This window comes from Veillonella sp. CAG:933, from assembly GCF_000431435.1.
Classification (GTDB): domain Bacteria; phylum Bacillota; class Negativicutes; order Veillonellales; family Veillonellaceae; genus Veillonella_A.
The window spans coordinates 1-20406 of the sequence record NZ_HF986214.1 but is presented as its reverse complement, the minus strand read 5'-3'; the positions used below and the strand labels follow the sequence as shown (position 1 = coordinate 20406).

The 20406-nt window shown below is 42.3% G+C and carries 22 protein-coding genes and 1 pseudogene; 22 read left to right on the top strand and 1 reads right to left on the bottom strand.

Going from position 1 to position 20406, the window contains the following annotated elements:
* The first annotated feature begins 1 nt into the window (after position 1).
* From QZL64_RS09230 to pyrR, 20 genes are all read left to right on the top strand, one after another.
* Positions 2-1285, top strand: coding sequence for a bifunctional folylpolyglutamate synthase/dihydrofolate synthase (locus tag QZL64_RS09230; RefSeq protein ID WP_021841708.1), 1284 nt, complete (start codon positions 2-4; stop codon positions 1283-1285).
* 11 nt (positions 1286-1296) lie between these two features.
* Positions 1297-2571 (top strand): O-antigen ligase family protein, encoded by a 1275-nt coding sequence (locus QZL64_RS09225; protein WP_021841707.1) that lies wholly within the window; start codon positions 1297-1299, stop codon positions 2569-2571.
* 478 nt (positions 2572-3049) lie between these two features.
* Positions 3050-4552 carry an acetyl-CoA hydrolase/transferase family protein gene (locus QZL64_RS09220; RefSeq protein ID WP_021841706.1) on the top strand — a complete coding sequence of 501 codons (1503 nt, stop codon included), beginning with the start codon at positions 3050-3052 and terminating at the stop codon, positions 4550-4552.
* Between the two features lie 28 nt (positions 4553-4580).
* Complete coding sequence (locus QZL64_RS09215) at positions 4581-6227, top strand: acyl-CoA mutase large subunit family protein (RefSeq protein WP_021841705.1); 1647 nt, start codon at positions 4581-4583, stop codon at positions 6225-6227.
* Between the two features lie 46 nt (positions 6228-6273).
* Positions 6274-6669: a cobalamin B12-binding domain-containing protein gene (locus QZL64_RS09210; protein ID WP_021841704.1), complete on the top strand. Its 396-nt coding sequence runs from the start codon at positions 6274-6276 to the stop codon at positions 6667-6669.
* 72 nt (positions 6670-6741) lie between these two features.
* On the top strand, positions 6742-7683 hold the full coding sequence (gene meaB / locus QZL64_RS09205; RefSeq protein ID WP_021841703.1) for a methylmalonyl Co-A mutase-associated GTPase MeaB: 942 nt from the start codon (positions 6742-6744) through the stop codon (positions 7681-7683).
* Positions 7684-7730: 47 nt separating this feature from the next.
* Positions 7731-8153: a methylmalonyl-CoA epimerase gene (gene mce, locus QZL64_RS09200; protein WP_021841702.1), complete on the top strand. Its 423-nt coding sequence runs from the start codon at positions 7731-7733 to the stop codon at positions 8151-8153.
* A gap of 47 nt (positions 8154-8200) precedes the next feature.
* Complete coding sequence (gene mmdA / locus QZL64_RS09195) at positions 8201-9730, top strand: methylmalonyl-CoA decarboxylase subunit alpha (protein ID WP_021841701.1); 1530 nt, start codon at positions 8201-8203, stop codon at positions 9728-9730.
* An 81-nt stretch (positions 9731-9811) separates the two neighbouring features.
* A complete protein-coding gene (mmdD, locus tag QZL64_RS09190) occupies positions 9812-10150 on the top strand; it encodes a methylmalonyl-CoA decarboxylase subunit delta (RefSeq protein ID WP_021841700.1) in 339 nt (112 codons plus the stop codon).
* 26 nt (positions 10151-10176) lie between these two features.
* Complete coding sequence (gene mmdE, locus QZL64_RS09185) at positions 10177-10350, top strand: methylmalonyl-CoA decarboxylase subunit epsilon (protein WP_021841699.1); 174 nt, start codon at positions 10177-10179, stop codon at positions 10348-10350.
* 64 nt (positions 10351-10414) lie between these two features.
* Entirely contained in the window at positions 10415-10801 is a 387-nt protein-coding gene (gene mmdC / locus QZL64_RS09180) for a methylmalonyl-CoA decarboxylase subunit gamma (RefSeq protein ID WP_021841698.1), read from the top strand.
* A 65-nt stretch (positions 10802-10866) separates the two neighbouring features.
* On the top strand, positions 10867-11988 hold the full coding sequence (mmdB, locus tag QZL64_RS09175; protein ID WP_021841697.1) for a methylmalonyl-CoA decarboxylase subunit beta: 1122 nt from the start codon (positions 10867-10869) through the stop codon (positions 11986-11988).
* A gap of 186 nt (positions 11989-12174) precedes the next feature.
* On the top strand, positions 12175-12432 hold the full coding sequence (locus tag QZL64_RS09170) for a hypothetical protein (RefSeq protein WP_021841696.1): 258 nt from the start codon (positions 12175-12177) through the stop codon (positions 12430-12432).
* 145 nt (positions 12433-12577) lie between these two features.
* The gene (locus QZL64_RS09165) at positions 12578-13876 is read left to right on the top strand and encodes an SLC13 family permease (RefSeq protein WP_021841695.1); all 1299 of its coding nucleotides are present in this window, start codon (positions 12578-12580) and stop codon (positions 13874-13876) included.
* A gap of 135 nt (positions 13877-14011) precedes the next feature.
* Complete coding sequence (locus tag QZL64_RS09160; RefSeq protein ID WP_021841694.1) at positions 14012-14656, top strand: hypothetical protein; 645 nt, start codon at positions 14012-14014, stop codon at positions 14654-14656.
* A gap of 1 nt (position 14657) precedes the next feature.
* Complete coding sequence (locus tag QZL64_RS09155) at positions 14658-15059, top strand: hypothetical protein (protein WP_021841693.1); 402 nt, start codon at positions 14658-14660, stop codon at positions 15057-15059.
* A 304-nt stretch (positions 15060-15363) separates the two neighbouring features.
* The gene (locus QZL64_RS09150) at positions 15364-15531 is read left to right on the top strand and encodes a DUF362 domain-containing protein (protein WP_021841692.1); all 168 of its coding nucleotides are present in this window, start codon (positions 15364-15366) and stop codon (positions 15529-15531) included.
* A gap of 179 nt (positions 15532-15710) precedes the next feature.
* Positions 15711-16154 (top strand): signal peptidase II, encoded by a 444-nt coding sequence (gene lspA, locus QZL64_RS09145; RefSeq protein WP_021841691.1) that lies wholly within the window; start codon positions 15711-15713, stop codon positions 16152-16154.
* Between the two features lie 65 nt (positions 16155-16219).
* Entirely contained in the window at positions 16220-17167 is a 948-nt protein-coding gene (locus QZL64_RS09140; protein ID WP_156704671.1) for an RluA family pseudouridine synthase, read from the top strand.
* A 10-nt stretch (positions 17168-17177) separates the two neighbouring features.
* Positions 17178-17696 (top strand): bifunctional pyr operon transcriptional regulator/uracil phosphoribosyltransferase PyrR, encoded by a 519-nt coding sequence (gene pyrR / locus QZL64_RS09135; protein ID WP_021841689.1) that lies wholly within the window; start codon positions 17178-17180, stop codon positions 17694-17696.
* A gap of 130 nt (positions 17697-17826) precedes the next feature.
* Here pyrR and QZL64_RS09130 read toward each other — a convergent pair whose 3' ends face one another.
* A complete protein-coding gene (locus QZL64_RS09130; protein WP_021841688.1) occupies positions 17827-19053 on the bottom strand; it encodes a tRNA(Met) cytidine acetate ligase in 1227 nt (408 codons plus the stop codon).
* 249 nt (positions 19054-19302) lie between these two features.
* On the opposite strand from QZL64_RS09130, the gene QZL64_RS09125 reads away from it, so the two are divergent.
* On the top strand, positions 19303-19863 hold the full coding sequence (locus tag QZL64_RS09125; protein ID WP_021841687.1) for a hypothetical protein: 561 nt from the start codon (positions 19303-19305) through the stop codon (positions 19861-19863).
* A gap of 3 nt (positions 19864-19866) precedes the next feature.
* Positions 19867-20406: pseudogene (locus QZL64_RS09120) on the top strand (acetate kinase); the annotation flags it as partial.

The window sequence follows — 20406 nt, the reverse complement described above, 5'->3', positions numbered from 1 at the left end:
CATGACGTACGCAGAGGCAGTGGCCTATTTAGACAGTTGTGCATCCTTTGGCATCAAACCCGGTTTGGAACGCATTCATGCGTTATTGGACGAATTGGGGCATCCTGAACGGGCCTACAAAACCGTCCATGTGACGGGGACCAACGGTAAAGGTTCCGTTACGGTGTATATCGATTCGGTACTCACCACCAGCGGACACCGTTCCGGTCGTTTCACATCACCCCATTTAATCAGTTATACGGAACGCATTGCGGTAAATGGTCGCAATATTACCGAAGAAGCGTTTGGTGAATTGATTGCAAAAGTAAAAGACGCTGTAGCTAAAATTGAAGCGAAAGGATCGGAATCACCGACTCAGTTTGAAGTATTGACGGCAGCTGCTTTCTTGTTCTTCATGGAACAGCAGGTTAACTATGCAGTCATCGAAGTAGGCCTCGGCGGTTTATTGGATTCAACGAATGTGATTTTCCCCGAAGTATCCGTAATCACCAATGTATCCATGGACCATCAGGCGTATTGCGGTAACACCCTCCGTGAAATTGCTACCCATAAAGCGGGCATTATTAAACCGGGAATTCCCGTAGTGACGGCGGCTCAAGGGGAAGCCTTGGCTGTTATTAAGGATAAAGCCAAAGAATTGAATTCTAAAGCGTATGTGTTTAACGAAGATTTTTCAATCAGCAGTCGCACTGTCACTGAAGATGGTCAGATGATTACCTTGGAAGATAAGAGTGGTCATAAAGATATGCTGTTTACCAAAATGGTAGGCGTTCATCAAGCTGTTAATATGGCCTGTGCCTTTCGTGCCGTTCGCGTTTTAATGGAACGTGATGAAGTAATCAGCGAGGAAACGTTGCGCGAAGGCTTGGCTCGGGCTCATTGGGCCGGCCGTTTTGAAATCATCAAAAAACTAGACCGTACCTTTATTTTTGATGGTGCCCATAATGCGGGCGGTGCCGAAGCATTCCGCTTAACGTATGAAGAAGTATTTAAAGACAGACAGAAAACGGTAGTGTTGTCCGTCTTAAAAGATAAAGAAGTCAAAACAGTTGTAGAGGATTTGGTAAACCCTTACGATACTGTAATTACGGTGCCGGCTCCGACGCCGCGCACATCCACACCGGAAGAATTGGCTGAATTTGTGCCGGGTGTAGCTCAGACGGCTCAAACTGTCAGTGAAGGCATGCAAAAAGCCATGGCCGCTACCCAGGCCGGCGATATTATTGTAGTAGCCGGTTCCTTGTATATTTTAGGTGAAGCAGAAGAGTGGTTAAAAGCTCAGTAAAGGATGAAGTAATGACAGGTGCAGTATCTATTGACGGGGGCCGTCCGTTGCAACATTATATTACACGACTCCTGTATGCCGTGGTGTTGGTTATGCCTTTACATCCGTGGCTCGGGGATGCACTGGTCATTATTGCTCTTTTGCTCAGCGTTTGGGATACCTTGCGTTACAGACCATTGTCAAAACCCGCATCGTGGCTTCAGTGGTGCGTGTTGGGCTTTATGGGGTGGAGTTTATTATCAGCCCTCGGATCAGCTCGGCCGATGTGGACAACGGCCAGCTGGCTTTATAATGTAGGCATGTACGGCGGTATTTATTTCCTCACCTATCGCTATTTGCGCGAGCCCGAGCAGTGGCGTGTTTTCTTGCGTATTTTCATGTGGTCGGCCTTCATTGTTTGTTTGGTTGGCGTCTATCAATATATGACGACGTCCATGGAATTATTAAAACAGTGGGTGGATGCGGCGCATTTTCCGCTCTTGAAGCGGCGCATGTTTGCTACATTGCAAAATCCGAATTTATTCGGTGAATATTTATTAATTGTATTGTCCATGGTAGGAACGGGAATTTTTCAAGGCCTTAAAGAAAAACGTTGGCGCTTATTGGCCTGGATGGTGCTGATGGCATTGTTTTTCCTGATTTGTATGACCCTAACCTATTCGCGGGGCATATGGCTTAGCTTTGCCTGTGTTGTGGTGTATTGGGGGCTGACTATCGATCGGCGCTTGCTTTTATCGTTATTAATAATCCCTATTGTTCTTTTTGGCTACCATGGGGAAGTGGCATCAAGGCTTTGGTCCCTGTTCGACGGTAACGATACATCCGCTGTGTTGCGCTGGGCTTTATGGGACAGTACAACCTATATGATTGCGGATTATCCGATTCTGGGGATCGGTTGGGATGCCTTCTGGTTTGAATATCCACATTATAATTACTACATTCAGGCCCCTGATGTGATAATTTATCATGCCCATAACATGTTTTTAAATATGTTGGCAGAAATAGGAATTCCCGGCGCACTCTTCTATTTTGTCGCAATATATGGCCATGCTGTGTATGCTTTGCGTTTGCCGAAAGCAACTATAAGTAACATCGTGAAGTATGGTATCGGTGCCGTTGTAGTAGGCATAACGGTTAGCGGCTTGTTTGACCATGATTTGTTTAGTCATCAGGTATCGGTAATTTTTTGGCAACTCTTAGGTTGGGCTTCATCCGTTTTATATACTTATAAAAAACGGGGGAACAAACCACTTGAGAATGAACTGACAACAGATATAAAAAATTAATATATTCGATTAGCAAGTTAATTCGTGTACTTACTAAAGTCGCTGTAATTAATAGACAAACATTGATATATTGGATTGAAATATTCTGATGTAAATGACTAAAAAAATTGATAATCTAATTTATTGATAACCGATAATTTTAGATATTTGGTTAACAATAAACCTGAAAAAGTATAGGTATGATGAGATTAATTCATCATACCTATACTTTTTTGTATATGAAATATCATTTATGCATATTGGTTGACAAAGGAAAATAATTCTTCTAAACTTAGCCATAGTTTAAAGTATAATTCTTTAAACAACATCTAATTATGTCGATGAAAGAGAAGATTTTCGATACGGTAAACTGTGAATAAAAATAAAAAAATATTCACAAAAAAAGAGGATATTTTAAACTTTTGTCGAATATGTATTAGTGTTGGAATGCGGAAGTACAATTTAATGTCATTCAAACTTTTTAAAGGAGATGGTAGTGATGATTAACATCCTCGATCGCGTACAAGGCAGTGCTCTTCAAGCTAAAATCGTTACAGCTGAAGAAGCAGCTTTGTTGATCAACCCGGGCGACCATGTGGGTATTAGTGGTTTTACCCCATCCGGTTATCCGAAAGCAGTTCCTTTGGCCTTAGCTAAACGAATGGAAAGCGATCCATTTCAAATTGACTTGTGGACAGGCGCTTCAGTTGGTGATGAAGCTGACGGTGCTTTAGTTCGAGTTAATGGGATTGCCCGTCGTTTCCCTTACCAGACAAATGGTGATATGCGTAAAGCATTGAACGCTGCGAAAGTACGTTATAATGATATGCATCTCAGCCATGTAGCTCAGAATGTTCGCTATGGTTTCTTCGGCGACTGCGATGTAGCCATCGTAGAAGCTGTATGCATCCGTGAAGACGGTGGTATTATTCCTTCCACATCGGTTGGTAACACACCTACCTACATTCATAAAGCTAAGAAAGTTATTGTTGAAGTCAATGTATCGCAACCTATGAGTTTAGTAGGTATGCATGATATCTACGAACCATTGGATCCTCCATATCGTCAACCATTGCCTATTACAGGCCCTGGTAACCGTGTGGGTACTCCTTATATCCCATGTGATCCTGAAAAAATCGTAGCTATCGTACCTTGCGATATTACCGATAAAACTCGTCCTTTGGCAGCTATTGATGATGATGCTAAAGCAATGAGCCAACATTTAATCGAATTCTTCCAGAATGAAATTAAACATGGCCGTTTACCTAAGAATTTATTGCCGTTACAATCCGGTGTAGGTTCGGTAGCAAATGCTGTTATCAGTGGTTTGGCACAAGGTCCGTTCACTAACCTTTCAATCTTTACCGAAGTAATTCAAGATGGCATGTTTGACCTTATTGATGCCGGTAAAGTTGAAGTATGTTCCGGTACGGCATTATCGCCATCTCCGGACGGCTTAAAACGTTTCTATGACAACGTTGATTTGTACTCGAAGAAAATTATTCTTCGTCCGCAAGAACTTTCCAATAGTCCTGAATTAGCTCGACGCCTCGGCGTTATTGCTATGAATACAGCTATTGAATTTGATATTTTTGGTAATGTAAACTCCACTCATATCATGGGTAGCAAGATGATGAACGGTATCGGCGGTTCCGGCGACTTCGCTCGTAACGCATATATCTCCATCTTCTGTACTAATTCGGTAGCGAAAGATGGTGCTATCAGCTCCGTTGTTCCAATGTGCTCGCACATTGACCATACAGAACACGATGTAATGGTATTCTGTACTGAACAAGGTGTGGCTGACTGCCGTGGTTTGTCACCTGAAGAACGTGCTCGCTTAATCATTAAAAACTGTGCACATCCGGATTACAAACCAATGTTAGAAGATTACCTCGAAAGAGCCATTGTAGCGACAAAACACGCCCATACACCGATTTTGCTCGACGAAGCTCTTTCTTGGCATAAACGTTTCCAAGAAACTGGAAGCATGAAGAAGTAAAGGTATATTTAGGAGGATGATGAAAATTATGGCTAACGAAGCTCTAAAAGCTAATCTCGCCAAATACGAGGCAGAAGTTGCAGAAAAGATTGCTAAATTCCCAGAACGTAAAAACTTGAAGTACAATCGTTTATACACTCCACTTGACATCGAAGGTTTCGACTACGAAAGAGATTTAGGATTCCCTGGTGAATATCCTTACACTCGTGGTGTACAACCTACAATGTACCGTGGCCGTTTCTGGACAATGCGTATGTATGCCGGTTTCGCAACTGCTGAAGAATCTAACAAACGTTATCGTTACCTTATCGAATCCGGTGCTACCGGCCTTAGCTGTGCATTTGACTTGCCAACTCAGATCGGTTATGACTCCGATGACGCTATGGCTGAAGGCGAAGTTGGTAAAGTAGGGGTAGCAATTGACTCCTTGAAAGATATGGAAATCTTGTTCGACGGCATTGACCTCGGTAAAGTTTCCACTTCCATGACAATCAATGCTCCTGCATCCGTTCTTCTTGCTATGTACATTGCAGTAGCTGAAAAACAGGGCGTACCTGCATCCGCTTTGATGGGTACTATCCAGAACGATATTCTTAAAGAATATGCCGCTCGTGGTACTTACATTTTCCCACCAAAACCATCCATGCGCTTGATTACCAATATTTTCGAATATTGCTCTCAGAATGTACCAAAATGGAACACAATCTCCATTTCCGGTTACCATATTCGTGAAGCCGGTTCCACTGCTGCACAGGAAATCGCATTCACAATCGCTGACGGTATTGCTTACGTAGAAGCTGCTTTGAAAGCCGGCTTAGACGTTGATGCTTTCGCTGGTCGTTTATCCTTCTTCTGGAATGCTCATAACAACGTACTTGAAGAAGTTGCTAAATTCCGTGCGTCCCGTCGTTTATGGGCTCACATCATGAAAGAACGTTTTGGCGCTAAAAAAGCTAAATCCATGATGCTTCGTGTACATACTCAGACTGCCGGTTCCATGTTGACTGCACAACAAGTTGATAACAACATCGTTCGTGTAGCTTTACAGACTGCCGCTGCTGTAATGGGTGGTACTCAGTCCTTACATACTAACTCCCGTGACGAAGCTTTGGCTCTTCCTACAGAAGCTTCCGTACAGGTTGCTCTTCGTACTCAACAGATCGTTGCTTATGAATCCGGCTTAGCTGACGTAATTGACCCATTGGGCGGTTCCTACTATGTAGAAGCTATGACTAATGCAATTTATGATGAAGCTGCTGAATACATTAAGAAAATCGACGAAATGGGCGGCGCTGTAGTTGCTATTGAAAAAGGTTACATCCAGAAAGAAATTCAGGAATCCGCTTACAAATGGCAGATGGAAGTTGAATCCGGTCTCCGCACTATCGTAGGCGTTAACAAATTCCAGGTTGAAGAAAAACCTGTTGAAGGTCTTCTTCGCGTAGACGCTTCCGTAGGTGTTAACCAGGCTAAGAAAACTCAGCAAGTTCGTGCAGAACGCGACAACGCTGCAGTTGAAAAAGCATTGACAGCACTTAAAGAAGGGGCAAAAGATGAAAATGTTAACCTTATGCCATTAATTCTTGATGCAGTTCGTACTTATGCAACATTAGGCGAAATTTGTAACGTATTACGTGAAGTATTCGGCGAATACCAAGCTCACTCCACGTTATAATTCTCAAGTATAATTAGCGTAACGATTAGTTCGGAGGTAATCTATCATGGCAGAAAAACGTATTCGTGTATTAGTAGCAAAACCAGGTCTTGACGGTCATGACCGTGGTGCTAAAGTTGTAGCTCGCGCACTTCGCGATGCTGGTTTTGAAGTAATTTATACTGGTCTTCGTCAGACGCCGGAACAAATTGTTGCAGCAGCTGAACAGGAAGACGTTAATGTTGTTGCATTGAGCCTTCTTTCCGGTGCTCACAACACATTATTCCCTAAAATCGTTGAAATGTTAAAAGAAAAAGGTATGGGCGACGTTCTTGTAGTAGGCGGCGGCGTAATTCCTGATGCTGATATCCCTGGTCTTAAAGAAGCAGGCGTTGCAGCAGTATTTACTCCTGGCACTCCTACAGGCGACGTAATCGAATTTATCAAAGCTAACGTAAAATAAGATGTTTTTTAGTAACAGGCTCGGATTTTTACAAGTCTGGGCCTGTCACTATATAAGAAGGCGGTGCAACCAATGGATTTAGTCAAAGAACTATTAAACGGTTCCCGACTGGCCTTGGCGAGAGCCATCACTGCAGTCGAAAGTGAATATGATGAAGCAATCGACATTATGAAAGCGATTTATCCTAAAACGGGTCATGCTCGTATTTTAGGTGTTACCGGGGCTCCCGGCGCCGGTAAGAGTACCTTGACTGATAAAATTGTTAAACAATACTTACAGCAAGGTAAAAAAATCGGTATCGTTGCGGTGGATCCGACCAGTCCGTTCTCCGGTGGTGCCATCTTGGGTGACCGTATTCGAATGAATGATTTGACGTTAAACGAAAATGTATTCATTCGCAGTATGGGTACTCGTGGCAGCTTAGGCGGATTATCTAAGAAAACATCTGATGCAGTTAAGCTGATGGATGCGTTCGGTATGGATCTTGTTATTATTGAAACCGTAGGTGTTGGTCAATCAGAAGTCGATATCGTCAAAAATGCCGATAGCGTTTTGGTTGTACTTGTACCGGGTCTCGGTGATGATATCCAAGCTATTAAGGCCGGTATTTTGGAAATCGGCGATGTATTCGCCATTAACAAAGCTGACCGCGATGGCTGTGATAAACTGAACGTTGAAATTGAAATGATGCTCGACTTAGACTCCCGTGAGGTTAAATGGCGTCCTCCTATTAAACGTACCATTGCGAGCAAAGACGAAGGTGTTGATGAATTAGTCGAAGCGTTGGATGAACATTTTGAATTCTTGGAAGACAGCGACGAATTAACTGTTCGCCGTCAGGATAGAACAAGAAATGAAATTATCGCGATGATTAATGAACAAATCGGACGTCGTGTTGCCGATGTAGTGGTAGCGAGTGACGACTTTAATAGCCAAGTTGACGCTGTTAACCAGCGTCAAAATGACCCATATACAGTGGTCAACAAAGTCTTGGCAGATGTTTTAAAAATTTAATGATACCAGCCTTCTAAGGCCTATCAAATGCAAAGGAGATTTTAACCATGGCATTTAAAGTATTAAACGTAGATCACATCGGTATTGGTGTTAGTGATTTAGCAGCAACTAAAGAATTCTACAAAAACACATTAGGTATTGAACATCTTCCTGAAGATGAAGTAGTAGAAGAACAAAAAGTAAAAGTAAGCTTCTTCCCATGTGGCGACGCTGAATTGGAATTCTTGGAATCCACTACTCCTGATGGCCCTATTGGCAAATTTATCGAAAAAAATGGTGGCCGTAACGGTATCCAACACGTTGCTTTACGTGTAGACAACATCGAAGCTGCAATCGCTGATTTAATGGAAAAAGGCGTTCGCATGATCGACGAAAAACCTCGCTACGGTGCAGGCGGATCTGCTATTGCTTTCATTCATCCAAAAGCAACTGGTGGCGTTCTTCTTGAACTTTGCCAGAGAATGAAGTAATATAAGATATATAATTTATTTATATAAAACTCTATGGAGGTGTAGTGATGGCAACAGTCCAAGAAAAGATTGAGTTGTTACACAAAAAGTTAGAAGTTGTGAAACTTGGCGGCGGGGAAAAACGTATTGAATCCCAGCACAACAAAGGCAAAATGACTGCCCGCGAACGTATCGCTAAGTTATTTGACGAAGGTAGCTTCGTTGAATTGGATCAATTTGTTAAACATCGTTGTGTAAACTTCGGTCAAGACAAAAAAGAATTACCTGGTGAAGGTGTAGTAACCGGTTGGGGTACTATCGACGGTCGTTTAGTGTATGCTTTCGCTCAAGACTTCACAGTAGAAGGTGGCTCCTTAGGTGAAATGCATGCTGCTAAAATCGTTAAAGTACAACGTTTAGCCATGAAAATGGGCGCTCCTATTATCGGTATTAACGATTCCGGCGGAGCTCGTATTCAGGAAGCTGTTGACGCATTGGCAGGCTATGGTAAAATCTTCTTCGAAAATACCAACGCATCCGGTGTTATCCCTCAGATTTCCGTAATCATGGGACCATGCGCAGGCGGTGCAGTTTATTCTCCTGCATTGACTGACTTCATCTACATGGTTAAGAACACTTCCCAAATGTTCATCACCGGCCCGGCTGTAATTAAATCGGTAACGGCTGAAGATGTAACGGCAGAAGCACTTGGTGGTGCTATGGCACACAACAGTGTATCCGGTGTTGCTCACTTTGCTGCTGAAGACGAAGATGATTGCATCCAACAGATTCGTTACTTGTTAAGCTTCTTACCAAGCAACAATATGGAAGATGTACCGCTCGTTGATACCGGCGATGATCCAAACCGTATTTCTGAAGAACTTAACACATTATTGCCAGACAACAGCAATATGCCTTATAATATGTTAGACGTAATCTCTGCTGTTGTAGATAATGGTGAATACTATGAAGTTCAACCTTTCTATGCAACTAATATTATTACATGCTTCGCTCGTTTCAACGGCCAAAGCGTAGGTATTATTGCTAACCAGCCAAAAGTAATGGCAGGTTGTCTCGATATTAATGCATCCGATAAATCTTCTCGCTTTATCCGCTTCTGTGATGCATTCAATATTCCAATCGTTAACTTCGTAGACGTTCCTGGTTTCTTGCCTGGTACTAACCAAGAATGGGGCGGTATCATTCGTCATGGTGCGAAAATGTTATACGCTTATTCCGAAGCTACAGTACCTAAGATTACAGTTATTACTCGAAAAGCATACGGTGGTTCTTATCTCGCTATGTGTTCTCAAGACCTCGGTGCCGATCAAGTATATGCATGGCCTACATCTGAAATCGCAGTTATGGGTCCTGCAGGTGCAGCTAATATCATCTTCCGTAAAGATGCAGACAAAGATGAAAAAACTGCCAAATATGTTGAAGAATTTGCTACACCATACAAAGCAGCTGAACGCGGTTTCGTTGACGCTGTAATCGAACCTAAGGTTACTCGTCCTGCAATTATTAATGCACTCGCTATGCTTGCAAGTAAGAGCGAATCTCGCGCAGCTAAAAAACATGGTAACATTCCATTGTAATTTTTAGAATGTAAAACTTAGTTTTGATTTGGAGTATCAAAATTCTTATTCTTTATTGTTAGATAGAAAGAGGAATTTATTATGGGAGGAAACGAAAGTGCTATGAACCCGTGGCTATTTATGGCAATCAATATGACTGTCGTATTTGCCGTGTTGGCTGTATTAGGTGCAATCATGGTCATTACTCATAAACTTGACCCTACAAAAAAAAAGCCTAGTGAACCGGCCAAAAGCGTAGCGCCAGCAGCTGCTCCTGTGACTGCAGCAGCGCCAGTGGTAGCTAATGATGAACCTGTAGTAGCCGCTATTACGGGAGCCATCGTGGCTATGGGTTACTCGTCAGATCAAATTGCATCAATTCGTCCGGCTACAACCAGCCGTAACTGGACACTAGATGGCAGACTAAGTGGTAGATACTAGTCAAACGTAATCTAGGAGGTGTAAACATGAGCAAGACGGAATCTAAAACCGGTAGCAACAAAGTCAATGATGAAGTAGTTGCAGTAATTGCCAGCGCTATTAGTGCTATGGGTTACTCGGTTAATCAGATTGCCAGTATTCGTCCAAGTGTAAATATTTATAATTGGAAATTGGACGGACGTTTGCGCATGAGTCGTTAATTGTAATATTGTGATGAAGAATTAGCAATTAGCATTGAAGTTTATATGTTTGGAGGATAACAAAATGAAAAAATTTAGCGTAACTGTAAATGGTACTGTATATGATGTTGAAGTTAATGAAGTAAAAGCTGGCGGCGCAGCTCCAGCTCCAGCAGCAGCTCCTGCACCTAAAGCAGCTCCGGCTCCAGCACCTGCAGCAGCTCCAGCTCCTAAAGCAGCAGCTCCTGTAGCAGCTGGTGCAACTACAGTTAAAGCTCCAATGCCTGGTAAAATTTTATCTGTTGCCGTTTCAGCTGGCCAAGCAGTTAAAAAAGGCGACCTTTTATTAGTTCTTGAAGCTATGAAAATGCAGAACGAAATCTACGCTCCACAGGACGCTACTGTATCTGAAGTTCGCGTATCCGCTAACCAGACTGTAGCTACCGGCGAAGACATGGTAGTTTTAGGCTAATAAAATATTTGTAGTGAATTGTTGATTATATCAGTAATTAAGTTCTCTGAGAAAGGAGATCACACATGGATGCATTTATCGTAGCGGTCTCTTCAGTTTGGACAGACAGTGGGTTCGTCAACTTCAACTGGGGTAATGCTGTTATGATTTTAGTAGGTTTACTATTATTATACATGGCATTTGCTAAAGAATTTGAACCATTATTGCTCTCGCCAATCGCATTTGGTTGTATACTCGCCAACATTCCTCGCAATGGTTTTGAAGAAGGGGTTATGGCCCTTATCAGCGCCGGGGTTGCTAATGAAATCTTCCCTCCACTTATCTTCTTAGGTGTAGGTGCGATGACTGACTTCGGTCCTTTAATTGCTAACCCTAAAACATTGTTCTTAGGGGCAGCAGCTCAAATCGGTGTTTTCGTTGCGTTAGCCGGTGCTATGGTGATTGGTTTCACTGCACCACAGGCAGCTGCAATTGGTATTATTGGTGGTGCTGATGGTCCTACATCCATTTACTTGGCTACTAAATTGGCACCAGAATTACTCGGTGCTATCGCCGTAGCGGCCTATTCTTATATGTCCTTAGTACCATTAATCCAACCACCGGTAATGAAGTTGTTAACAACGCAGAAGGAACGTGAAGTTGTTATGGAACAGCTTCGTGAAGTTTCTCGTTTTGAAAGAATTGCATTCCCAATCCTTTCCACTATCTTCATTTCCTTGTTATTACCATCCATCACTTCCTTGTTAGGTATGTTGATGTTAGGTAACTTGTTCCGTGAATCCGGTGTAACTGAACGTTTATCCGATACTTCTCAAAACGCTTTGATCAATACCGTTACCATCTTCTTGGCAACAGGTACCGGTCTTACTATGAATGCTGAACACTTCTTAACAATTGAAACCATTAAGATTATCATCTTAGGTTTAGTTGCGTTCATCTTCGGTACAGCCGGTGGCGTATTGTTCGGTAAAATCATGTACATGTTGGATGGCGGTAAAACAAACCCACTCATTGGTTCCGCCGGTGTATCCGCGGTTCCAATGGCAGCTCGTGTATCTCAGGTAGTAGGTGCTAAAGCAAACCCTGCCAACTTCTTGTTGATGCATGCTATGGGTCCTAACGTAGCCGGCGTTATCGGTACTGCAGTTGCAGCCGGTACTATGCTTGCCATGTTGGGTGCTAAGTAATTAAATATTGAAATGCTGGCTTGGGGGGATTCTCCCCCCCAAGGTTAGCTTTTTACTTGTCGATTTACAGTAATGTGAAGAGATACTTTGACAATAGGTTCTGCTCGAAGTATTCTTTGGGGATATTACAGATTAGTATCGATAAATCGTATTGCATTTATAATTTAATGTAGAGGTGATTTAGACTTGTTCTCCATAGAATTGAAAATTTTAATTTCTTTCGCGTGGGCACTTATTGTCTTTTTAGTTGTAGCCTTAATTATCGGACCTGAGCGTAAAGCTCAATGGTTCCAACGTCGTAAAAAGTATTCCTTCTTTAATCGACGGGGTGTTATTAGTGAACTCTTATTTTTTGGCTATCCCAATACTAAGGAGGGCATTTTTATAACAACAGGCATGGCTGTTGCCATCGGGGCGGTTGTCTTTGGTCTGTATCATTTATAGTCCTTAGTATGAGGTAGGATATTCTGATTATATGTAATCGGATAGTTGAAAAGATATAATTGAATAATCGAAGTTCACTTCCTGAAATAAGGGTCCTATTAATACGTTTAGTGAATATTGATGTATTAAAAGGAGATGACTTTACATGGATGCTGCAGTACAAACGTTGATCGTACTCGCTGTTATGGCGGTTTTCTTTGTAACTGAAATTATCCCACTTGCTATTACCTCCTTGGGTGGTGCCATTGCTTTAGCATTGATGGGTATCATTAGTAGTAAAGAAGCTTTTTCCGGCTTATCCGATAGTACAGTAGTATTATTCGCCGGTATGTTCGTTGTAGGCGGTGCTTTATTCTACACCGGTTTAGCCCAGAAAATTGGGGAAACCGTAGTATCCAAAGCCGGTACCAGTGAAAACGGCTTGATGTTCGCAATCATGGCTGTTACAGCCGTCATGTCCGCATTCTTGTCTAACACCGGTACAGCTGCTGCTTTATTACCGGTAGTAGTTGGTATCTGTGCGGTTGCTAAAATTCCTGCCAGCCGTCAGTTAATGCCATTAGCATTCGCTGGCGGTATCGGTGGTATTATCACAATGGTTGGTACACCTCCAAACATTATCGTTAACGGTGCCTTATCCAAAGCCGGTATTGAACCATTCGGTTTCTTTGAATTTGCTTGGATTGGTATTCCTTTGACTGTTGCCACTATCGCTTTCATGATGTTCATCGGTAAACACTTCTTACCTAAACATCAGATTACCGATGTTGGTGATGTTGAACAAGAAGTAGCTGCTGAAGATATTTCTAACGATCCTAAGAAACAATTATACTCCGGTTTAATTCTTTTAACAGTTATCGTATTGATGATCTTAGGCGATCCATTGAAATCCATTGGTATTAACTTACCATTGAGCTTGGTAGCCGTTATGGGCGCTTTAGCTTGTGTACTTACCGGTTGCTTGGAAGAAAAACAAGCTTACACTTCGATTGACTGGGTAACCATCTTCTTGTTCGCAGGTATGATGCCTGTAGCAGGTGCTATGGATAAATCCGGTGCCGGTCAATTAATCGCTGACTCAGTACTTGGCGTTATGGGTTCCGATCCTAGCCCTTACTTCGCAACAGCAGTATTGTTCTTATTATCTTGCGTTATGACTCAGTTCATGTCCAATACCGCATCTTGTGCATTGCTTGCTCCTATCGGCATCGCAATTGCAAAAGGTATGGGTGCTGACCCTCATGCCGTATTAATGGCTATCGGCGTTGCTGCATCTTGTGCTTTTGGTACACCTGTTGGTACGCCTCCAAACACATTGGTACTTGGCCCTGGTCAATACAAATTCATGGACTATGTTAAAGCCGGTGTTCCATTGATCGTTGTATGCTTCATCGTAAGTATCTTGATCATTCCAATGGTATGGCCTTTCTTCCCTGGTAAATAATTACCGGTCAGAAAGTAACTTTAGTTGAGATAATACTAAAAAATACTTTATAATTAATGTTGAGGCGGTGCGCTTTACGTGCTGCTTCAACATTTTTTATTTTATTGAACGGTATTTTTATGGGAGTTTATGATTATGAAGATTTTTGGAAAGGCTGAATCAAAACGTAGTATAACGGCTGCTTTTGTTATAGCCTTCTTCTGTATTTTATTATTGATTGCTATGGGCTGGACCATATCCAGAAGTATTGCCAAGGGCATTATTATCTTAGATGAATTATTTGTTGAAGTGGTGGCTTTATTTGTCATTTTAAAGTCCGCTGTTGCACAATATACATATCTATTAACTGGAGATAAATTGGTTATTGTCGAGAAAATCCTGTTTTACACTAAAAAGATGGAAATTCCGTACAATATGATCGATGGGGTGTATGCTCATAAGACCGAATTCATCAGCAAATTCCGTTTGCGTTATAAATATCGGAAATGTTCAACGGTAGATAATCGTCCTATTTGGGCGTTAATATATTCCATTGTTAACGGTAAGAAGATTAAAAATGGTCGTGTATTGTTAAAAGCCGATCCGGCTTTTTTTGAGGCATTCGATCGCTTTGTGCCGAATAGAATCTGTGCACCGCAAGCCGATGTCATGTTATATTCTTATGCAAGACGTGATGCTGTAATGCATGATGAGTCGGTAGAAGAATATTTTAAGAAACTATCAGGCGCGTCTGAAGAGTCGACTGATACAGCACATACGGAAGAGGAGGGCAGTCGCTAAGATGAATCATGAAGAATTAACCAAAAGACGTAAGGAACTGATTGATGAACGAGCCGCCCGTTTAGAGGAATGGCGTAAGCTAATTCAATTGGAGGATCGGCCTCCGCTGGCTATCTCCCTCATTGGTTTTATTTTAATTGCTGCCGGTACCGTCATGGTATATTTGGTGGAACATCCAAGTATTTATGAACCGATGTTTTTAGGTGGCTTAGCATTAATGCTCATAGGGGCGGCTGTTTTTTATAATAGTAAAATTACAGTAGATGGTCGATTTAAACGTAAACAAAGATTGCGTACCATTGTGGAAGAGCTGAATGAACAAATTCGTGATGCTTCACAAGAATTAGGGTTGCCGAATCCTAAAATTAAATTCCCTAAAGATCACAGTAAACGCAAAAAGTAATTGATAATGCTAGTCATTTGAAATTGAGCATGGTTCACATCTTAAATGAGAATGCACTGTGGGCCTATGGTTGGACAAAAACTTAAAAATGTATATTGAAAATGTCTATCAATAACCCGTAAAGTGGCATTCCTACTATGTAAATAAGTCAATTTAACTTGCGTAAAAATAATAAGAAATCATTCTCCATAAGTTTGACAAGAAGGAAAAATCGTGCCATAATGAGAATATAAAGTTAAGGTAAGTTCCTTAAAGAAATGATAATTCAGAAATTATCCGGTATATTATGTGGAGGTGTCCAACTATGAGATTGATCGGTGACGAATGTATTAAATGTGGTTCTTGTGCTTCTGTATGCCCAGTAGGCGCTATCAGCGAAGGCGAACTCAAATACGAAATCAATGAAACTTGCATCGACTGCGGTTCTTGCGAATCCGTATGCCCTGTAGGCACTATTCATCCAGCTGAATAATCTTGGATGCTCAAAGCCCTCTAGATAGAGGGCTTTTTTTCTTGCCCTTTTTTATATAGAGTAGACCAAACCGAGCGTTTTATGTCATAATACATAGTAAAGGAAATGCCCTAATGATATGGAATACAGGCATTTTAGAATAAACTGGCTAGACTATAAACTGATAAAGGATGGATAGAGTGTATATTATAATTGGTATTGCATGGTTCGTATTAGATCAATTGACAAAGCAATGGGTGCAGGCATCGTTCTTGCTGGGGGAATCCCTACCGGTCATACCTAATGTCTTTCATTTGACATATATTTTAAATAAAGGCGCAGCCTTTGGCATATTGGCGAATCAGCGACTTTTTTTCTTGGCTATAGTCGTTGTCTTACTCGGTGCGTTATGGTATTTTCGCCGATATATTTTAAACGGCGATGTTTTTACAAAACTGGGGACCGCCTTATTGGTTAGCGGTGCTCTGGGCAATGGCTGGGACCGATATCACTTGGGCGCCGTAGTGGACTTCTTTGATTTTCGTATATGGCCCATTTTTAATGTAGCCGATATCGGGATTTGTGTCGGTGTGGTGCTATTGGCAATTCATGTTTGGCGAACACCGCATGAAGGAGGTAAGTAATGAAATCAGATACTTTACATACTATGGATGAATCTTTGCAATATATGGATGAATCTTTGGATACGATGGAAGCAGTGGACGGTAATGCAGGAATTGATAAGACGATTACCTTAACCGTTCCGGACGATAAAGAAGGGGAACGACTAGATGTATATTTAACATCGATTATGGAAGGGTCTCGCAGTTATGTACAACAATTGATTAAAAGCGGGGCTGTCACGGTTAATCAAAAAGCGGCCAAAAGTAATTTAAAGCTTACGGCCGGTTCAAAGATTTTTGTGGCCGTGCCGAAGCCGCAAGCGGTTGAAGTAAAACCGGAAGATATTCCTCTCGACATCCTCTATGAAGATCACGATATTATTATCATCAATAAACCGCGTGGTATGGTAGTGCATCCGGCGGTAGGTAATTATACGGGCACACTGGTAAATGCTTTATTATTCCATTGTAAGGATTTATCGGGAATTAATGGTGAAATTCGTCCGGGCATCGTTCATCGACTCGATAAAGATACATCGGGCGTCATGATGGCAGCGAAGAATGATTTGGCTCACATCGGTTTGGCTGAACAGGTAAAAGCCCATTCGGCAACGCGTACCTATTATGCATTGGTACACGGCAATATTGTGGAAGAACGAGGCACGATTAAGGCGCCTATCGGACGTCATCCGAAAGACAGAATGAAAATGGCCGTTGTGTTTGAAAACAGTAAGGAAGCGATTACACATTTCACGGTTGTAGAACGATTCGGCAAACATACCTTGGTTCAATGTGTACTGGAAACAGGCCGGACACATCAGATTCGTGTTCATTTTGCTCATATCGGCCATCCGGTGGTCAACGATCCGTTCTACGGCTATCGTAAGATGGATTTTCCTATTGAAGGGCAAGCCTTACATTCCTTCAGTTTAGCCTTGAAACACCCTATTTCGGGACAGGATATGTATTTTGAAGCGCCGTTACCGGAGGACTTTTTAGCTTGCTTAGACTATGCTAAAACTCATAATGTATAAGGAGTCAGCTATGCAGGAAAAACGAATTCTAATGGATGAACAGGCTATGATGCGGGCCATTCGCCGCATTAGCCATGAAATTTTAGAACGTAATAAAGGCCTGGAACATGCACTCATTTTAGGCATTGAACGGCGCGGCATTTATTTAGCGGAGCGTTTACAAGCTCAGATTGAAGCTATCGAAGGCGTGCATATTGATGTGGCAACTATCAACGTGGCTATGTACCGTGATGACAGAACGACCAAGGGCAAAGAAGGGCCGCCGTTCACGTTAGATACGACGGGGAAACTGGTTATTTTGGTAGATGATGTTCTCTATACGGGGCGAACCATTCGTTCCGCCCTTAATGCCTTAATGGAAGTGGGCAGACCGCGGGCTATTCAATTAGCCGTACTCGTTGACCGAGGACACCGCGAATTGCCGATTCGCGCCGATTATGTGGGGAAAAATATTCCTACATCTCATATGGAAACCGTGCGCGTAAATGTTAAAGAGCAGGACGGGGAAGATAGCGTTACTATTTCGTAAGATTGAAAATATGATAATAGCAGGAAGCTTCGGTTGATGGCAAATAAAAGGACATTGCCTTATTTTGGCAATGTCCTTTTGGTATGTATATTTCTTAACGTCATAGCAGCAATATAGAACTATGAAACACTTATTTTTTTATATACCAAGGCGTAAAGTAGAAATCTTCGCCGCCTTGTCGTTTGATTGGATTGGTTAGGCACAGCTTTTGAATATCTGTAGCTCGTTGGTCCAGTGCAGCTAATTCAGCGGTGAGGCCGGAGGCCGTATTTATAAAAGGAGCCCACTTCTGGATGAGGGGCACCGTAAACTCTTTACGTTGCAGCCAAGGTCTGGCTTCATCGGTAAAACCAAGGAGGCGTGCATATTGCGGCCCTTCTGTGTGAGCTTCATTTTGTAATTCCCTAGTAATGCCAAGGACCGTATAAGAAGCCATGCGATCAAGGCGGGCATAGGAATAACGCTTCGATTTTAATTGCTCACGCGCTTCCGGCCAAGATGCTTTTTGACTGACCGAAGTCCAAATTTGGTGGAGACCTTCTTTAAAATCGGCTAATGCCTCTAATTGAGCGGCCCCTTGTTTTCGGCTTTCATAGAGCACGAGGTCATAGTATCTGGCTAAATCAGAATAAGCGCCCGATTCGACAGACTCTTTATATTCGCCTTGTAAATTAGCTGAAATATAGGGGGATACGTTATCCGTTGAAGGAAAATCGGTGAGCGCGTCGAGATTTCTGATTTGGCGGCGCAAGGCTGTGCCGGATGGCCAGTTACTTGCGAGTTTGTCACTATGATGTTCACCTTCCCGCAAAATGGGGATGATATTCATCGCTAAGCCATATTGATGAATGGCTTTGGTATATTCGAGACCAAGCAAGGCGTTTGGTTGATTGACGATAGCCGCCGCATCCGGACATTCAGTAATAATAGCTTGGCGTAAAGCGGTACCGTAAAATTCACCCTTTTTCAGCGCTTCACGGCAGGCCGTTTGTACGGTACTGCTCAGGCTAAGGCGGGCGATTTTTTGTAATAAAGAGGCATCTTCCGTTTCGGTGCCGAAAGCGAGGGCGCGAGCTCCTAATCGGTGCAATAATCTGACCCCGCCGGCGGCAAACCGTTCGGCGTTGGCCGTAGCGTACACCGTAGGAAGTTCGATGACAGCGTGAGCGCCGTTTAATAGAGCCCAACGGGCCCTGGTGAATTTATCAAAAAGAGCCGGTTCGCCGCGTTGCACGAAGGAACCGCTCATAACAACAAGACGCAGTGCATCGGGATAGCGTTTTGCCAATTCTTTCAGTTGATGTTCGTGCCCTTTGTGAAAGGGGTTATATTCGGCAATGATTCCGATACAATTCATAATGTTACTCCTTTGAAAATTTACGTGTTATTTATTTCATTATAGCACAGAATGAGAGGGCGTATTTTCAGTTGTAGAGAGGCAATTTTTTTGAAAAAACTTAATTTTTACAATAAAATTACAGTAAATATACATATGAATAAAAATAATAGTGAATATGTCTAAAAAGAGGCGTGCAAGTAATTGCAAAGAATGGTATAATTTAAACGTACGCTTTACTTGTACAGACGTTTTGAATCGAGGGATATTATGAAGAAATGGTTCACTGTTTTTTGCATGGCTTTGCTGATGCTTGCGATTAGCGGCTGTGGCAGTGATAATGCATTGGATTCTTATAGTTTCGGTCATAAAGTAATTAAGAGCGGCAACTCGGAAATTACCGTTGCCTTGCCTTACGATATAGGTGTTCAGCCTAATACGACCAAAAATGCGTTGGGGTATCCTGTAACGACGTATTTAGGGGCCGATAAAAACTTCCTGGTTTCCATTGAAGCCATCTCCCCGAAAGCGGGTCAACCTTTGCCGACAGCAGCGGCTTATGGTGCTGAATCTAAAGCTTTTTATGAAAAAAGCTTCGGCAACAATTTGACATGGTCGGATGAGATGAAAACGGTAGACGGTGTTCAAGCCTTTATCTCGTCAGCTACACTGGTAGCTAACAAAATCCAAATTCGTTTCTTTCAATACACATTTGCCGATAAAGGTGTATTGTGGAATATAACCTATCAGTATCCTGTTGACAGCACAATGGGAGCTCAGATTTCTGACCTTGTGGTAGGAAAAATTCAAATTACTAAGAAAGAGGGATAAGTAATGAATGTTTTAGTAGTAAACTGTGGTAGTTCTTCTTTAAAATACCAACTCATTGACATGGACAATGAAGCGGTATTAGCTAAAGGACAATTTGAAAAAATCGGTGCGGAAGATGCTATCTTCACTCACAAACGTCCGGATGCTGAAAAGTTGGAACGCGTAGAACCAATTTTGGACCACAAACAAGCGCTTAAAATTTTGCTCGACATCTTGATTGATGCAGAATTCGGCGTAATTTCTTCCATGGATGAAATTGATGCAGTTGGTCATCGTGTGGTTCATGGTGCTGAAAAGTTTGCTGACTCCGTGTTGATTACACCGGCCGTTATGGAAGCTTTAGAAGAATGTGCTAAAATTGCACCGCTTCATAACCCACCAAACATCCAAGGTATCGAAGCTTGCGAAGCTATCATGCCAAAAGTACCTCAGGTAGCTGTATTTGATACGGCTTTCCATCAGACTATGCCTGCTGAAGCATTCCTTTACGGTTTGCCATACGAAGCATACACTGAACTCGGTGTTCGTCGTTACGGCTTCCAC

Bases quoted from the DNA above. Each gene is read 5' to 3' on its own strand.
- QZL64_RS09230 (WP_021841708.1), top strand. From the start codon at position 2: ATGACGTACGCAGAGGCAGTGGCCTATTTAGACAGTTGTGCATCCTTT.
- QZL64_RS09225 (WP_021841707.1), top strand. From the start codon at position 1,297: ATGACAGGTGCAGTATCTATTGACGGGGGCCGTCCGTTGCAACATTAT.
- QZL64_RS09220 (WP_021841706.1), top strand. From the start codon at position 3,050: ATGATTAACATCCTCGATCGCGTACAAGGCAGTGCTCTTCAAGCTAAA.
- QZL64_RS09215 (WP_021841705.1), top strand. From the start codon at position 4,581: ATGGCTAACGAAGCTCTAAAAGCTAATCTCGCCAAATACGAGGCAGAA.
- QZL64_RS09210 (WP_021841704.1), top strand. From the start codon at position 6,274: ATGGCAGAAAAACGTATTCGTGTATTAGTAGCAAAACCAGGTCTTGAC.
- meaB (WP_021841703.1), top strand. From the start codon at position 6,742: ATGGATTTAGTCAAAGAACTATTAAACGGTTCCCGACTGGCCTTGGCG.
- mce (WP_021841702.1), top strand. From the start codon at position 7,731: ATGGCATTTAAAGTATTAAACGTAGATCACATCGGTATTGGTGTTAGT.
- mmdA (WP_021841701.1), top strand. From the start codon at position 8,201: ATGGCAACAGTCCAAGAAAAGATTGAGTTGTTACACAAAAAGTTAGAA.
- mmdD (WP_021841700.1), top strand. From the start codon at position 9,812: ATGGGAGGAAACGAAAGTGCTATGAACCCGTGGCTATTTATGGCAATC.
- mmdE (WP_021841699.1), top strand. From the start codon at position 10,177: ATGAGCAAGACGGAATCTAAAACCGGTAGCAACAAAGTCAATGATGAA.
- mmdC (WP_021841698.1), top strand. From the start codon at position 10,415: ATGAAAAAATTTAGCGTAACTGTAAATGGTACTGTATATGATGTTGAA.
- mmdB (WP_021841697.1), top strand. From the start codon at position 10,867: ATGGATGCATTTATCGTAGCGGTCTCTTCAGTTTGGACAGACAGTGGG.
- QZL64_RS09165 (WP_021841695.1), top strand. From the start codon at position 12,578: ATGGATGCTGCAGTACAAACGTTGATCGTACTCGCTGTTATGGCGGTT.
- QZL64_RS09160 (WP_021841694.1), top strand. From the start codon at position 14,012: ATGAAGATTTTTGGAAAGGCTGAATCAAAACGTAGTATAACGGCTGCT.
- QZL64_RS09155 (WP_021841693.1), top strand. From the start codon at position 14,658: ATGAATCATGAAGAATTAACCAAAAGACGTAAGGAACTGATTGATGAA.
- QZL64_RS09150 (WP_021841692.1), top strand. From the start codon at position 15,364: ATGAGATTGATCGGTGACGAATGTATTAAATGTGGTTCTTGTGCTTCT.
- QZL64_RS09140 (WP_156704671.1), top strand. From the start codon at position 16,220: ATGGAAGCAGTGGACGGTAATGCAGGAATTGATAAGACGATTACCTTA.
- pyrR (WP_021841689.1), top strand. From the start codon at position 17,178: ATGCAGGAAAAACGAATTCTAATGGATGAACAGGCTATGATGCGGGCC.
- QZL64_RS09130 (WP_021841688.1), bottom strand. From the start codon at position 19,053: ATGAATTGTATCGGAATCATTGCCGAATATAACCCCTTTCACAAAGGG.
- QZL64_RS09125 (WP_021841687.1), top strand. From the start codon at position 19,303: ATGAAGAAATGGTTCACTGTTTTTTGCATGGCTTTGCTGATGCTTGCG.